Here is a 15,110-nt window from a genome sequence, read left to right as displayed (position 1 = left end):
AGCACAAAAAAAGAGCGCGCCGTCTGACGGGCGCGCCCTTCGATTAGCGTTCAGACACGTCGCGTTACGCAGCCAATTCTTTCGCCTTGTTGTGGATCGACGCAGCAGCGTTGAGGATCTCGAGGATCTGTTTCAACGCGGTAGGCTCGTCGACCTGCTCCATCGCGGCGAGCTCTCGGGCGAGGCGCGACGAGGCAGCTTCGAAGATCTGCCGCTCCGAGTAGCTTTGTTCGGGCTGGTCGTCGGCGCGGAACAGGTCGCGGGTCACCTCGGCGATCGAGGTGAGGTCACCCGAGTTGATCTTGGCCTCATATTCCTGAGCGCGGCGCGACCACATCGTGCGCTTGACGCGGGGCTTGCCCTTGAGCGTCTCGAGCGCGTCCTTCATCGTCTGGTCGCTCGACAACTTGCGCATGCCGACCGCATCGGCCTTGCCAACCGGAACGCGGAGCGTCATCCGCTCCTTTTCGAAGCGCAGCACATAGAGATCGAGTTGAGTGCCCGCGATCTCGGTATTCTGGATTTCGGTGACCTTGCCAACACCATGCTTGGGGTAAACCACATAATCGCCAACATCGAAGCTAAGAGCCTTCGCAGCCATTCGTTCGCCTTCCTATGCCTGTGCGGAGCCCGCCGACGCGTTCTTCGTGCACCATGCCCCCCAAATGGTGATGTACGAAAAAACGACCCCCGGTCGCAGCGTCCCGTCTCTCGATCGATTCGACAGATAGCGCCTCCGCAAGGATCGCGGCGGCACGTCGCACTCATATAACATAATTTTTCTCAGATCGCCAGTCCAAGCTGGACGGGATGGTCGTGCATTTCAGTCACGAGCGAATGAAGCCCAAGCCCGAGCAGGCGGATTCCGCGAGGCACGGGGAAGAGCGCGGCGAGAAGCAACTGGCCAGCAGCGGCTAAGGTGGCTTGACTGTCGACCGGGGCAGAAAAGCTTTTCGAGCGGGTGATGAGGGTGAAATCGGCGAACTTGACCTTGAGCGTGACGGTTCGCCCGTGTGCGCCATTGCGGTCGATCCGTTGCCACGCCAGCCCGGCGACACGATCGAGTTGCTCGGAGAGCGCCGCGGGACTGGACAAATCCTCGTCGAAGGTGCGTTCGGCGCTGACCGATTTCGTTTCGCGATCGGCGCGCACCGGGCGATCGTCGATGCCTCGCGCGATCCGCCAGTACCAGAAGCCGGACGAGCCAAAATGTGCTTCGAGTTCGGGCAGCGACCAGGCGGCGAGATCGAACCCGGTGTGGATGCCGAGCCGCTCCATCTTCGCCGCCGTGACCGGGCCGACGCCGTGGAAGCGCTTGACCGGGAGCGTTGCGACGAATGCCGCGCCGCGATCGGGCGGGATGACGCACAGCCCGTCAGGCTTGTTGTGGTCCGACGCGAGCTTGGCGATGAATTTGCAATAGGATACGCCTGCCGAAGCGGTCAGCCCGGTTTGCGCGAAGATGCGGGCGCGGATTTCCTCGGCGATGGCGCGCGCGCTGCCGAGGCCGCGAATGTCCTGGCTGACGTCGAGATAGGCTTCGTCGAGGCTGAGCGGTTCGATCTGCGCAGTGTAATCGGCGAAGATCGCGCGGATCTGATGCGACACACTGCGGTAAACATCGAAGCGCGGCTTGACGAAAACGAGGTCGGGGCATTTGCGGCTCGCGGTGACCGAAGGCATCGCCGATCGCACCCCGAACACGCGCGCCTCGTACGACGCTGCCGCGACGACCCCGCGATGCCCGCCGCCGACCGCGACCGGACGGCCCCTCAGCGTCGGATCATCACGTTGTTCGACCGAGGCATAGAAGGCGTCCATGTCGACATGGATGATCTTGCGCGGAGGGCAGTCGGTGTTCACGGCTCGTTCTTTAGCAGCTCACGCTGATCGAAGGGAGGATGCATTTTGCATCGTGGCGCAAGTCATGCTTAAGGGCCGATATCCTCGCCACCCGGGAATCATCGATGAATATCCACGAATATCAGGCCAAGGAATTGCTCGCGAAATATGGCGTGCCGGTTCCTGCTGGCTATGCCGCGATGACCGCCGATGAAGCCGTCGCAGCGGCGAGCAAGCTTCCCGGACCGTTGTGGGTGGTCAAGGCGCAAATCCACGCCGGCGGGCGCGGCAAAGGCAAGTTCAAGGAACTCGGTCCCGATGCCAAGGGCGGGGTGCGGCTGGCCAAATCGATCGAGGAAGTGCGCGCGCATGCGGAGGAGATGCTCGGCAAGGCGCTGGTCACGATCCAGACCGGGGAGCATGGCAAGCAGGTCCAGCGGCTGTACATTACCGACGGGGTGGACATCGCCAAGGAGTTCTACCTCGCGCTGCTGGTCGATCGCGATTCAGGACGGGTGGCGATGGTCGTCTCGACCGAGGGCGGGATGGACATCGAGCATGTCGCCCATGAAACGCCCGATAAGATCCACACCATCACGATTGACCCGGCGACCGGCTTCATGCCGCATCACGGACGGTCGGTAGCGGCCGCGCTGGGCTTGACCAACAATCTGGCGAAGCAGGCCGCGTCGGTCGCGTCCAAGTTGTACGACGCCTTTCTCGGCACCGACGCCGAGCAAATCGAGATCAACCCGCTGGCGGTGACCGAAGACGGCAAGTTGACCGTGCTCGATGCGAAAGTGAGCTTCGATTCCAACGCGATGTTCCGCCACAAGGACCTCGCCGAGTTGCGCGACCTCGCCGAGGAGGACCCGGCCGAGATCGAGGCATCGAAGTACGACCTCGCCTATATCAAGCTGGACGGCGACATCGGCTGCATGGTCAACGGCGCGGGGCTGGCGATGGCGACGATGGACATCATCAAGCTGAACGGCGCCTTCCCGGCCAACTTCCTCGATGTCGGCGGCGGCGCGACCAAGGAAAAGGTCACCGCCGCGTTCAAGATCATCCTGAGCGATCCGGCGGTGAAGGGCATCCTCGTCAACATCTTCGGCGGAATCATGAAGTGCGACATCATCGCCGACGGCATTGTCGCGGCGGCAAAGGAAGTGAATCTGTCGGTGCCGCTGGTCGTTCGGCTGGAAGGTACCAACGTGCAGGAGGGCAAGGACATCCTCGCCCACTCGGGACTCCCGATTGTCGCCGCCAATGATCTTGGCGATGCGGCGCGAAAGATTGTCGCCGAGGTTAAAAAGGCTGCCTGAAATAACAACATCGTCGCCCCGTGGGCACAGCCCGGGTGACGGACACGAGAGGACACACGAATGAAGGTGCTGGTCGCGGTCAAGCGAGTGATCGATTACAATGTCAAGCCGCGCATCAAGATGGACGGCAGCGGGGTCGACCTCGCCAACGTCAAGATGTCGATGAACCCGTTCGACGAAATCGCCGTAGAGGAAGCGCTTCGTCTGCGCGAAAAGGGGGTCGCGACCGAAGTCGTCGCGGTCTCGATCGGGCCGGCCAAGGCACAGGAAACGCTCCGCACCGCGCTCGCGATGGGCGCGGATCGCGCGATCCTGATCATGTCCGAAGAAGATGTCGAACCGCTCGGCGTCGCCAAGCTGCTCGCCAAGGTCGCGCAGGAAGAACAGCCCGACCTGTTCATCCTCGGCAAGCAGGCGATCGACGATGATTCGAACCAGGTCGGGCAAATGCTCGGCGCACTGCTCGACTGGCCGCAGGGGACATTCGCCAGCAAGGTCGAGGTCGTCGGCGACACGGTCAACGTCATCCGTGAAGTCGACGGCGGGCTCGAGACGGTCGCGCTGACCGTGCCGGCGATCGTGACCACCGATCTTCGCCTCAACGAGCCGCGCTACGCCAGCCTGCCGAACATCATGAAGGCCAAGTCGAAGCCGTTCGTGCACAAGACCCCGGCCGATTACGGCGTCGATGTCACGCCCCGGCTCGAGACGCTCAAGGTGATCGAGCCGGCGAAACGCACCGCCGGCGTCAAGGTGGGATCGGTCGATGAACTGGTCGCAAAACTCAAGGCTCTGGGAGTGATCGCATGAAGACGCTGGTATTCGTCGAACATGATGGCGCGGTGGTCAAGGATGCCACCCTGCCCGCGGTGACCGCCGCGGCGCAGATGGGCGAAGTGCACCTGCTCGTGACCGGCGCCAATGTCGGCGCGGTAGCCGAGGCGGCGGCGAAGATCGCCGGCGTCGGCAAGGTCCATGTCGCCGAGTCCCCGGCGCTCGAGCATCAACTCGCGGAAGCGGTCGCGCCGGTCGCGGTGCGGCTGATGGCCGATCACGACGCGTTCGTCGTCCCGTCGACCACTGCCGGGCGCAACATTGCCCCGCGCGTCGCCGCGCTGCTCGACGTGATGCAACTGTCGGATATCACCTCGGTCGAGGGCGATAACACCTTCACCCGCCCGATCTATGCCGGCAACGCGATTGCTACGGTCAGGTCGAGGGATGCGAAGATTGTCGTCACGGTACGCGGCACCGCCTTCGAGAAGGCCGCGACCGAAGGCGGATCGGGGACGATCGAGACCGTCGACGCGTCGGGCAACAGCGGTAAGGCGAGGTTCGTCTCGGCCGAACTGGCGAAATCCGAGCGGCCCGAGTTGACCAGCGCCAAGATCATCGTCTCGGGCGGCCGTGCTTTGGGTTCGTCGGAGCAGTTCCACGCGCTGATCGACCCGCTTGCCGACAAGCTTGGCGCCGGCGTCGGCGCCTCGCGCGCCGCGGTCGACGCAGGCTATGCGCCCAACGATTACCAGGTCGGCCAGACGGGCAAGATCGTCGCGCCCGAAGTCTATCTGGCGATCGGCATCTCGGGCGCGATCCAGCACCTTGCGGGAATGAAGGACAGCAAGATCATCGTCGCCATCAACAAGGACGAGGACGCCCCGATCTTCCAGGTGGCAGACGTCGGCCTGGTCGGTGACCTGTTCAAGATCGTTCCGGAGCTGACCGAGAAGCTTCCGGGCTAGCGCTCTGGCGGTTCGTCGCAGGCGAAGATCTTGCGGGCTTCGAGTGCGTCGTCGGGCGGACATTCTTCGGCGGTTGCCCGGCGCAGGACGAGGTAGCCGGCGAGGCCCGACAGGAGCGAGCCGGCGAGCGTGCCGAGCTTGGCGGCGTCGATCGCTTGCGAGTTGTCGGGAAAGGCCAGCGCGCCGATGAACAGGCTCATGGTGAAGCCGATCCCGCACAGCAGCGCCGCGCCGTAGAGTTGCGCGGAGGTGGTCCCGGCGGGCCGCGGCGCGAGGCCCGAGCGGATCGCCAGCCAGAGGGCGCCTCCGACCCCGACCTGCTTGCCCACGAACAGGCCAAGCGCGACCCCGAGCGAGAGCGGCTGAGCGAGCGCCGTCAGCCCGCCGGACAGCGACACGCCCGCGCTGACGAGGCCGAACAGCGGGACGACGCCGAACATCACCCACGGGTGGATCGCATGCTCCAGCCGGCGCAGCGGCGAAGTGCCGTCGGGCGCGCGCAGCGGGATGGTCAGCGCGGCAACCACGCCAGCGACGGTTGGGTGCACTCCGCTGGCCAGCATCGCCAGCCAGAGCAATGCGAAGCCGATGAGATAAGGGGCGAGCCGACGCACGCCGAAGCGGTTCATTCCCACCATGACGCCGACGATGCCCAGTGCCCCTCCGAGCGCCAGCACGTCGAGCCCGCGCGTATAGGCCGCTGCGATGATGATGACCGCACCGATGTCGTCGACGATCGCGATGGTGACGAGCAAGAGCTTGAGCGATGGCGGAGCGCGCGGGCCCAGCAAGGCAAGGATGCCGACTGCGAACGCGATGTCGGTCGCCGCCGGGATCGCCCAGCCGCTGCGCATGGTCGCCGCGCCGCCTGTCACGGCGAGATAGACCAGCGCGGGCACCCCCATTCCCGCGACCGCCGCGACGATCGGCAGCCGTCGCGCGGCGGGGGTCGCAAGACGACCCTCGAACCACTCGCGCTTCACCTCGAGCCCGACGAGCAGGAAGAACAGCGCCATCGCACCATCGGCCACCGCGCCATGCAGCGAGAGTTGGCCAAGGCGCGGTACCACCGGTCCGACATGCGCGTGGAGCAGCGCGTCCCACCCGCCCGCCCACGGCGAGTTGGCGATCAGGAGCGCCAGCCCGGCGCTGGCGATCAGCAGTTGGCCAGCGCGGCGGTCCCGGATCGACATGTCGGTCATCGCGGTAGCATAGCAGCGCAGGCCGCGCGGAACAGGAAAACCGCCGCCCCTTTATCCCCGGCGAGCTTGGCCTACATTGGACCCTTACGGAGCTGGCGTCGTTCCTCACCCGCGAACTGTTTTCAATCTGAAGAGCTGGAGAAGACCATGGCCGATGTCGACACGCAGGCCCGCCGCCTGCAGGTGGCCAACCTGCCCCCGGTCGACAGCGGCCGCGGGGTCGCGCGGCTGCCCGCGAAATGGATGCAGCAGCTAGGGCTGGCCGAGGGTGACGTGATCGAGATCGTCGGCAAGCGCTCGACCGCCGCCCGGGCGATCGGGCCTTATGGCGATGACGAGGGGCTCGAGATCATCCGCCTGGACGGGCTCCAGCGCGCCAATGCGGGAGTTGGCTCAGGCGACTATGTCGAGGTTCGCAAGGTCGAGTCGAAAGCTGCGACGCGCGTCGTGTTCGCTCCCGCCGCCGAGCAGGTTCGGCTCACCGGATCGGCCGAGGCGTTGAAGCGCAGCTTCGAAGGGCGGCCGCTGACCGAGGGCGATACTGTCGCGACCGCGGGCCACCAGCGGGTGAATGCCGACATGCCCGAACATGTGCGCCAGCTGCTCAACGCCCCGGCCTTCGCGTTGCAGGAAGTGCGGCTGCGCGTCGTCACGACGGTTCCGCGCGGGATCGTCCATATCGAAGCTTCGACAGTGGTCGAACTGCTGCCCGAATTCACGAAGAAGGACGGTGAGCGCCGCGCCGACGTCACCTATGACGATCTGGGCGGAATGAAGGGGACGATCGACGCGTTGCGCGAAATGATCGAGTTGCCGTTGCGCCATCCCGAGCTGTTCCAGCGGCTCGGCGTCGATCCGCCCAAGGGGGTGCTCCTCCACGGCCCGCCCGGCACCGGCAAGACGCGGCTGGCGCGCGCCGTCGCCAACGAGAGCGAGGCGCAGTTCTTCCATATCGCCGGCCCCGAAATCATGGGCTCGGCCTATGGCGAGAGCGAGAAGAAATTGCGCGATCTGTTCGAGCAGGCCGCGCAATCGGCGCCGTCGATCATTTTCATCGACGAAATCGACTCGATCGCGCCCAAGCGCGGGCAGGTGTCGGGCGAGGCCGAAAAGAGGCTTGTCGCGCAATTGCTGGCGCTGATGGATGGCATCGAGCCGCGCCAGAACCTGGTCGTGATCGCCGCCACCAATCGACCCGAGGCAATCGACGAGGCGCTTCGCCGCCCCGGCCGGTTCGATCGCGAGATCGTCGTCGGCGTTCCCGACGAACCCGGCCGCCGCGAGATCCTTGGCATCCACACGCGCGGCATGCCGCTCGCGCCGGACATCGACCTCGATGAACTGGCGAAGCGCACCTACGGCTTCGTCGGCGCCGACCTCGCCGCGCTGACCCGCGAAGCCGCGCTCGAAGCGGTTCGCCGCATCCTGCCGCGAATCAACCTCGAGGAAGCGAGCATTCCACCCGAAATCCTCGATTCGCTATCGGTTGACGCCGCCGATTTCGAGAATGCGCTGAAGCGGGTGTCGCCTTCGGCGATGCGTGAAGTGATGGTCCAGGTGCCGACGCTGCGCTGGGAAGATGTCGGCGGGCTCGACGCGTCGCGCGACAAGTTGCGCGAGGGAATCGAACTGCCGTTGAAGCATCCCGAGGCGTTCAAGCGGCTCGGGATCAGGCCAGCCAAGGGGTTCCTGCTTTACGGTCCGCCGGGCACGGGCAAGACGTTGCTCGCCAAGGCGACGGCGCGCGAGAGCCAGGCGAATTTCATCTCGGTCAAATCGTCCGACCTGCTGTCGAAATGGTATGGCGAGAGCGAGCAGCAGATCGCCCGCCTGTTCGCCCGTGCGCGGCAGGTCGCGCCGACGGTAATCTTCATCGACGAGCTCGATTCGCTGGTCCCCGCGCGGGGTGCCGGGATGGGTGAACCACAGGTCACCGAGCGGGTGGTCAATACGATCCTGGCCGAGATGGACGGTCTGGAGGAGCTCAACAATGTCGTCGTGATCGGCGCGACCAATCGGCCGAACCTGATCGATCCCGCGCTGCTTCGTCCGGGGCGGTTCGACGAGCTGATTTATGTCGGCGTTCCGGACGTCGCCGGTCGCCGCCGGATCCTGGCGATTCACACCGCGGGAATGCCGATCGCGAAGGACGTCGACCTCGAATCGCTGGCCGAACGGTCCGAGCGCTTTACTGGCGCCGACCTCGAGGATCTGACCCGCCGCGCGGGTCTTGCCGCGCTTCGCCGCGGGCTCGATTCGAGCGAAGTGACGATGGCCGATTTCGAAGCGGCGCTGACCGAGACGCGCGCGTCGGTGACCGACGAAATGCTCGCTGACTATGAGCAGATCCAGAACACACTCAAATCGGACGCGGTGAAGCCGCTCGGCGGGATCGGGTTCGTGCTTCCCGGGATGCTGCGATCTCGCGGCGGCAAGGGACCGCCGCCGGGTTCAGCGAGCGAGCCGGGCGTGACCCCAAAAGGCAAGACCGGCGAGTAGCATCGCCGCGGCGGCGAATGGCAGTGCGGGGTTGATCCCGTAAAGTGCCATGCCGATCGACGGCGCGGCGACGTAGCTGATGCCATTGGCGGCGGTGATCGCGCCCGCGACGCCGCCCTGCTCGGCGGTCGGGACGGCGAGACTGGCGCCCGCCGTGAACCCGGGCCGAGTGAAACCGAAGCCGAGACTCGACAGCGCGAAGCCGATGACCAGGCCGTAGAGATTGTCCGCGGCGATCGTCGCGACGCAGCCGAGCGCGGCGATGATCGAGCCGGCAATGATCAGGGTGCGCGGGCTGAGTGAAAGCCGCGGGATCAGGCCCCACTGCGCCGCCAGCGTCGCCGAGGCGCCGGCCATCATCACGATCGAGATCGGCATTTCCGATCCGCTCGGCGGGAGGCCCAGCCGGTCGATGACGAAAAAACCCAGCGCGATGAGCGTCGCCGCCTGGGCGTGCCCGGAGACGATCCCGGCGATCATCCACTGCTTGATGCGCGGGTCGCGCCAGCGGACGCGGGCCGAGCGCGGCGCGGTGGCGGCAACGACACTCGCCCCGGTCGTCGCGGAGGCCATCGATGGATAGCTCATCGCCGCTCCGCGCCCCTCGCGAAGCCCCTTGATGCGAAGGTCGCCACTGTCGTCGGGCAGCCAGCGCCAGATCGCGACGTACACCAGCGCCGCAATCAGCGCGAAGGCGAACAGCGGGCCGGGCAGGCCGACGAACGGCAGCACGAACAATGGCGCCAGCGCCGGCCCCATTATGGTGCCCAGCCCGAACGACGAGGACAGCGACGACAGCGCGGCGACGCGGCCCGAGCGGCGGGTACGGGCGGCGAGATAAGCCTGCGTTGCGCTCGGCGTCGCGCAGCCGAGAGAACCATAGATCGCCCTCGCGAGACCAAAAAGCACGAATGTCGTCACCGGCGACAGCATCCGCGACAGTCCCGCTAGCAGGACGAAGCCGCACAGCGTCATCGAGACAATGAATCCCCCGACCCCCATCAGCATCAGGCGCTTGCGCCCATGGCGGTCGCTTTTCTCCGCCCAGTATCCGGCGAACAGCACCCACAATATCGCCGACCAGGTATAAGCCACCGCTACCCAGAAATCGGCCAGTCCGATCTCGCGCCCCATCGCCGGCATGACTGATTGCAGCGCGGTATTGCCCGCAGCCGCGACCAGCATCGCCGCGAACAGCAGCAGGAACTGGACATTGCGCAATGCCGTCGTGCCGACCGGGGTCGGCGGAACCGGTGATGAGCGAGCGCTGCGCATGACCTGCCCCTAAGCCGCGACGGACCGAAGCGCAAAGCGGCGTGGGACCTTGCCAACCGGCGCCGCATTTGCGAACGCACCTAACTTCCCGCCATCTCGGAGCTACCATGAACCTGTCGACCGCTCGCACGCTTAAGGGTCAGCGCCGTATCGCCGGGAAGCACCGGAGGTCGCCGAAGCTCCAGTTCCTCAAGGGCTTCCTCAAGCATCCGCGGATGGTCGGGTCGATCATTCCGTCGAGCGGCTGGCTCATCGACAAGATGCTCGGTCGGGTCGATTGGACGGCGACGAAGCTGTTCGTCGAATATGGACCGGGCGTCGGCACGTTCACCCGCCCCGTGCTCGATCGCCTCAGCGCCGACGCGACGCTGATCACGATCGATACGAACCCGGACTTCACCGCTTATCTGAAGGGCGAGATCGACGACGATCGGCTGATCGCGGTCACCGGATCGGCGGCCGATGTCGAAAAAATCATTGCAGCTCATGGCTTCGAGAAAGCCGATTATATCTTGTCAGGATTGCCCTTCTCGACGCTGCCGGCGGGTGTCGGCGAAGCGATCGGTGCGGCGACGTCGCGCGTCGTCCGCCCCGGCGGCGCATTCCTGGTTTACCAGATCACCGCCAAGGCGCGCGATTTCATCGTGCCCTTCTTCGAACGCATCGAGCGCGGGTTCGAATGGCGCAATATCCCCCCGGCAACGCTTTTCTGGGCGTGGCGCGACGAGAAATAGGGATCAGCTCTCGCGGCGCACGAGCCGGCGCGTCACGGTGAAATCGAGCGAGTTCACGAGGAAAAACCCGATCCACCAGCGGATCCGCTCGAACCAGTTGCCGCGGTCCTTGTGGACCTTCGCCGTGACCGCGATCGAATCGCCGATCTCGTGCTCGAAATAGCCGCGCATCATCATCGCAAAGTCGGGATCGTCGACGCGCAGCATCATTTCCATGTTGAGATAGAGGCTGCGAATATCGAAGTTCGAAGAGCCGATGTGAACCACGTTGTCCATGATCAGAAGCTTTGAATGAAGCTTGGTCGGCAGATATTCAAACATCTCGACCCGCCGGCGCAGCAGCCTTGAATAGGTGAAGCGCGCCGCGTCGATCGTCGCGCGATTGTCGGACTTGCTCGCGGTGACCACCCGCACTCGGCCGCCGGTGCTTGCAACCCTCGCGATGCGGCTGAGCATACTTGCCATCGGCGCGAAATAGGCCGCGATCATGTCGAGGTTTTTGGCCTGGGCGAGGTCATGGACCGTGGCGAGCGTCCACGGTGACTTGCGCTGCATCGGTCCTCCAAACTGCCATTGCAACTTACCATCGCCTTCGGAGAAATGGCGCACGACACCCCTCAACGCTTTTAACCGCGCGCCTTTGTGCTGCGCCCAACCCATCAGCGCGTCGTAATATGGTCCAAGGCGTCGCGCGACGGGTCCTTCGACGATTAAGCCGATGTCACGCCACGCGCCTTCTTCGACGGTGCCGAAATAGCTGTCCTCGACATTGAACCCGCCGATCAGGACGCGGCAATTGTCGGTCTCGCAATCGGCAAGCGCCAGTTTCTGGTGATTGCGCAAAAGGTAGCGGCGACCATAGGCTGGATTGAAGCGGCAGAAGCGCGCGCCCTTGGCATGCAGATCCTGGAAATAGTTTTCGGGCGTCTTGCCGCTGCCGAAGCCGTCGATCAGTAGTGCGACACCAACTCCGCGATCGACCGCGCGAATCAGCGCATCGCGGACCTGCTCGCCCGAACGGTCGGCGGTGTAGATATAGTATAGCAAGCGCAGGCTTTTCTTCGCGCCATCGATAAGCCCGAGCAGCGCAGCCAGCCGCTGCGGCCCTTCGGTCAGCAGGGTCAGCTGGTTGCCGTCGATCGTGACGGTGCGGTCGCTTGCGGTCGGGCCGGCCATGGCGTCGTTGTGTGGGGCGGCTCGCCCGCCAAGGCAAGCGGACCCTTTTCGTTGACTTTGCGGCGCCCCCTCCCTAGTTGCCTTCGCTTTCCGGCATTGCCGAATCCACTTCACCCGCGAGGCGACCCATGGCGCGCGTTACCGTCGAAGATTGCGTCGACAAGATTCCCAACCGGTTCGACCTGGTGCTGATGGCCGCGCAGCGCGCGCGTCAGATCTCGGGCGGGGCCGACCTGACCATCGATCGCGATCGCGACAAGAACCCGGTCGTGGCGCTACGCGAAATCGCCGAAGCGACGGTCAAGCCGAAGCATCTCGAGGAAGCGATCGTGTCTAGCCTGCAGCGCTTGCGCGTCGACGACGAAGACGAGACCGACGAGCTGGCGAGCCTGGCCGACTCGGCCGAGGCGCTCCGCCTCACCGCCGCCGCCCCGCCGCGTCCGAGCCCATCGGGCGGCGACTACGAGTAATCGCCGAATGCCGGTCATTCAGCGATAGTCTACCACAGCGTTATATGAATGAAGTAGTGAAGGGCGGTGCCGGTCACGGCCGACCTAGTTGCGTCAAGCGTTGGCCGCTAAGCTGGCCACCCCGCGCGCCGCATCCGCTTCGGCGCGGCTGACCCATTTCAGATCACGGACCGACAATTCGCGGCCGTCTCGTCCTAGTACGCAGATCCGCTGGATCGGCTGACCGCTGAGTTGGTCGACCAGCAAACGCTCCTGCCGCCCATGCCCCCAATCCTCGCCCCACTGCCTGAGCGCCAGGACGACTGGCAGCAGGGCCTCCCCCTTCGCGGTCAACGAATAGTTAACCTTGCGGCGGTCATCGGGGTCGGGAGTCCGGGCAAGAATCCCGCCGCCGACGAGCTTGCCCAGTCGGTCGGACAGGATGTTCCGCGCGATGCCGAGACCCGCCTGGAATTCCTCGAAGTGGACGAGCCCGTTGAGTGAACCGCGCAAGATAAGGAAAGCCCATTTTTCGCCGATGAGTTCCACCGCCGGTGGCAACGGGCAGCTCAACGCAGCGGCCTTGAACGCATCGATATCGGCAATACGGTGAGTCACGCGCGGTACAAGCTCCTCTCGAAAGAGGAGTAGATCACAGAATTTGGCACAATAACAGTTGCGGAATGAAGTTGCGGGCACATCAGCTCCGTAACCGGCTCTTTCGCGCTTGCAACATGGGGGGGCAAACCGCCACACTGGCGCGGTGCTCCGCCAGTATGAACTTGTCGAGAAGGTCAAAGCTTATGACCCGGACGCCGACGAGGCGTTGCTGAACCGCGCCTATGTCTTCTCGATGAAGGCGCATGGCAGCCAGATGCGCGCCTCGGGCGACCCCTATTTCAGTCACCCGATCGAAGTCGCGGGCATCCTCACCGACCTCAAACTCGACGACGAGACGATTGTTACAGCGATCCTCCACGACACGATCGAGGACACCGTCGCGACCCACGAGCAGATCGAAAAACTATTCGGCCCCTCGGTCGCGCGATTGGTCGACGGCGTGACCAAGCTCAGCAAGATCGAGGCGCAGTCGGAGAATGAGCGCGCCGCCGAGAATTTGCGCAAGTTCCTTCTCGCGCTGAGCGACGACATTCGCGTGCTGCTGGTCAAGCTCGCCGACCGGCTACACAACATGCGCACGCTCCACCACGTCCCGTCGGAGGACAAGCGACGCCGCATCGCCCGCGAGACGATGGATATCTATGCCCCGCTGGCCGAGCGGATCGGCATGTACGAGATCATGAACGAGATGCAGACGCTCGCGTTCAGGCAGCTTGAACCCGACGCCTATGCCTCGATCATGCGGCGTCTCAGCCAACTCCACGCAGTCGGCGGCGACCTCGTCAGCCGCATCGGCCTGGGGTTACAGCTGCACCTCGCCGACCATGGGCTCGAGGCCGACGTCATGGGGCGCGAAAAACACCCCTATTCGATCTGGAAGAAGATGGCCGAGCGGCACATCAGCTTCGAGCAATTGTCCGACGTCATGGCCTTCCGCGTGATCGTCGAGCAGGCCGAGGATGTATATCGCGCGCTAGGCCTGATCCACCAGCGCTGGCCGATGGTCCCGGGGCGGTTCAAGGACTTTATCTCGACCCCCAAGCGCAACGGCTACAGCTCGCTGCACACCTCGGTCATCCACGATTCGAAGATGCGCATCGAGATCCAGCTGCGTACCCGCGAGATGCACCTCCAGGCCGAGCGCGGCCTTGCCGCCCACTGGGCCTACAAGGAGGGCAAGCCCGCCACCGAGGTCAAGGTGCCGTGGATTTCCGATCTCGTCGAAATCCTCGACCATGCCGAGAGCCCCGAGGAGCTGCTCGAACATACCCGTATGGCGATGTACCAGGATCGCATCTTCGCCTTTACCCCCAAGGGTGAGCTGATCCAGCTGCCCAAGGGCGCGACCCCGGTCGATTTCGCCTACGCGGTCCACACCGACCTTGGCGACCAGACAGTAGGCGCCAAGGTCAACAGTCGGGTGGTGCCGCTGCGCACCCTGCTCGACAATGGCGACCAGGTCGAAATCCTCGTCTCCAAGGGTCAGCACCCCCAGCCATCATGGCTGCGCTTCGTCGCGACCGGCAAGGCACGCGCCGGCATCCGTCGCTTCGTCCGCCACAAAGAGCGCGACGAAACCGTCCTGCTCGGTCGCAAGATTTACGAGGAGATCGTCGAGCGGCTGCCCGCGCCGCTGGCGAAGGAAGCACTGGCCCGCGCCATCAAGAAGCTCAAAGTCGAAGACGCAGACGCGTTGATGATCGCGATCGCCAAGCGGCGGGTCGACGACGATGCGCTGATCGAAGCGCTGATGCCCGGCGCGGCCGGCGGCGACATCGCCCCGCGCCCGCCGTCACAGCGCACCGCCATCTCGATCAAGGGGCTCACGGCGGGAGTAGCCTACACGCTCGCCCCGTGCTGCCACCCGGTGCCCGGCGATCGCATCGTCGGCCTGCGCCGCGAGGATGAAAGCATCGAGGTCCACGCGATCGGCTGCGACACGCTCGCCAACGGCACCGACGCCGACTGGCTCGACCTCGCCTGGGGCGACGGATCGGACGGCGGAACCGCGCGGTTGTCGGTCATCCTGCGCGACGTCGCCGGGGCGTTGGGGACGATGGCCGGGGTTTTCGGGGCGAAGGGGGCGAACATCGTCAACCTGGCGCTGGTTCACCGCGACGGCAGCTTCCACACCTTCCACATCGACCTGGAGGTCCACGACCTGGCCCACCTCCACGCCATCCTCGCCGCCCTTCGCGACGCCGATGCGGTCAGCTCGGCGGAGCGGCTGTAGACCATGATCAGG

General features: G+C 64.9%; 13 protein-coding genes. 7 read left to right on the top strand and 6 right to left on the bottom strand.

Annotated features, from left to right (window positions below; genetic code table 11):
* Positions 1 to 64: 64 nt before the first annotated feature.
* Both Q0R27_RS00950 and dinB read right to left on the bottom strand, forming a co-directional pair.
* Entirely contained in the window at positions 65 to 601 is a 537-nt protein-coding gene (locus Q0R27_RS00950; protein WP_293940215.1) for a CarD family transcriptional regulator, read from the bottom strand.
* A gap of 182 nt (positions 602 to 783) precedes the next feature.
* Positions 784 to 1,863, bottom strand: a complete 1,080-nt coding sequence (gene dinB, locus Q0R27_RS00945) for a DNA polymerase IV (protein WP_293940214.1) — start codon at positions 1,861 to 1,863, stop codon at positions 784 to 786.
* Between the two features lie 38 nt (positions 1,864 to 1,901).
* On the opposite strand from dinB, the gene sucC reads away from it, so the two are divergent.
* From sucC to Q0R27_RS00930, 3 genes are read left to right on the top strand one after another with little or no spacing between them, the layout of a single operon-like run.
* The gene (sucC, locus tag Q0R27_RS00940) at positions 1,902 to 3,167 is read left to right on the top strand and encodes an ADP-forming succinate--CoA ligase subunit beta (RefSeq protein WP_293940213.1); all 1,266 of its coding nucleotides are present in this window, start codon (positions 1,902 to 1,904) and stop codon (positions 3,165 to 3,167) included.
* A 60-nt stretch (positions 3,168 to 3,227) separates the two neighbouring features.
* The gene (locus Q0R27_RS00935; RefSeq protein ID WP_293940212.1) at positions 3,228 to 3,977 is read left to right on the top strand and encodes an electron transfer flavoprotein subunit beta/FixA family protein; all 750 of its coding nucleotides are present in this window, start codon (positions 3,228 to 3,230) and stop codon (positions 3,975 to 3,977) included.
* A complete protein-coding gene (locus Q0R27_RS00930) occupies positions 3,974 to 4,909 on the top strand; it encodes an electron transfer flavoprotein subunit alpha/FixB family protein (protein WP_293940211.1) in 936 nt (311 codons plus the stop codon). The genes Q0R27_RS00935 and Q0R27_RS00930 overlap by 4 nt, the downstream gene beginning before the upstream one ends.
* Here the strand turns inward: Q0R27_RS00930 and nhaA are convergent.
* Positions 4,906 to 6,111 (bottom strand): Na+/H+ antiporter NhaA, encoded by a 1,206-nt coding sequence (gene nhaA / locus Q0R27_RS00925; protein ID WP_293940210.1) that lies wholly within the window; start codon positions 6,109 to 6,111, stop codon positions 4,906 to 4,908. The genes Q0R27_RS00930 and nhaA overlap by 4 nt on opposite strands.
* 147 nt (positions 6,112 to 6,258) lie before the next feature.
* On the opposite strand from nhaA, the gene Q0R27_RS00920 reads away from it, so the two are divergent.
* Positions 6,259 to 8,610, top strand: coding sequence for a CDC48 family AAA ATPase (locus tag Q0R27_RS00920; protein ID WP_293940209.1), 2,352 nt, complete (start codon positions 6,259 to 6,261; stop codon positions 8,608 to 8,610).
* On the opposite strand, the gene Q0R27_RS00915 is transcribed toward Q0R27_RS00920, so the two are convergent.
* Positions 8,563 to 9,885, bottom strand: a complete 1,323-nt coding sequence (locus Q0R27_RS00915; protein ID WP_293940208.1) for an MFS transporter — start codon at positions 9,883 to 9,885, stop codon at positions 8,563 to 8,565. The two genes, Q0R27_RS00920 and Q0R27_RS00915, sit on opposite strands and share 48 nt — an antisense overlap.
* Before the next feature lie 107 nt (positions 9,886 to 9,992).
* Between Q0R27_RS00915 and Q0R27_RS00910 the strand changes: the two genes are divergently transcribed.
* Entirely contained in the window at positions 9,993 to 10,619 is a 627-nt protein-coding gene (locus Q0R27_RS00910) for a methyltransferase domain-containing protein (RefSeq protein WP_293940207.1), read from the top strand.
* A 3-nt stretch (positions 10,620 to 10,622) separates the two neighbouring features.
* Here Q0R27_RS00910 and Q0R27_RS00905 read toward each other — a convergent pair whose 3' ends face one another.
* Positions 10,623 to 11,795 (bottom strand): phosphatidylserine/phosphatidylglycerophosphate/cardiolipin synthase family protein, encoded by a 1,173-nt coding sequence (locus Q0R27_RS00905; protein WP_293940206.1) that lies wholly within the window; start codon positions 11,793 to 11,795, stop codon positions 10,623 to 10,625.
* Positions 11,796 to 11,923: 128 nt separating this feature from the next.
* Between Q0R27_RS00905 and rpoZ the strand changes: the two genes are divergently transcribed.
* On the top strand, positions 11,924 to 12,265 hold the full coding sequence (rpoZ, locus tag Q0R27_RS00900; protein WP_293940205.1) for a DNA-directed RNA polymerase subunit omega: 342 nt from the start codon (positions 11,924 to 11,926) through the stop codon (positions 12,263 to 12,265).
* Between the two features lie 93 nt (positions 12,266 to 12,358).
* On the opposite strand, the gene Q0R27_RS00895 is transcribed toward rpoZ, so the two are convergent.
* Positions 12,359 to 12,862, bottom strand: coding sequence for a helix-turn-helix domain-containing protein (locus Q0R27_RS00895; protein WP_293940204.1), 504 nt, complete (start codon positions 12,860 to 12,862; stop codon positions 12,359 to 12,361).
* Positions 12,863 to 13,007: 145 nt separating this feature from the next.
* On the opposite strand from Q0R27_RS00895, the gene Q0R27_RS00890 reads away from it, so the two are divergent.
* Positions 13,008 to 15,098, top strand: coding sequence for a bifunctional (p)ppGpp synthetase/guanosine-3',5'-bis(diphosphate) 3'-pyrophosphohydrolase (locus Q0R27_RS00890; RefSeq protein WP_293940227.1), 2,091 nt, complete (start codon positions 13,008 to 13,010; stop codon positions 15,096 to 15,098).
* The last annotated feature ends 12 nt before the right edge of the window (positions 15,099 to 15,110 follow it).

It is taken from the genome of Sphingomonas sp. (assembly GCF_025362505.1).
GTDB lineage: Bacteria > Pseudomonadota > Alphaproteobacteria > Sphingomonadales > Sphingomonadaceae > Sphingomicrobium.
The sequence above is the reverse complement of the archived record's forward strand: the minus strand, read 5'-3'. Positions and strand labels throughout refer to the sequence as shown.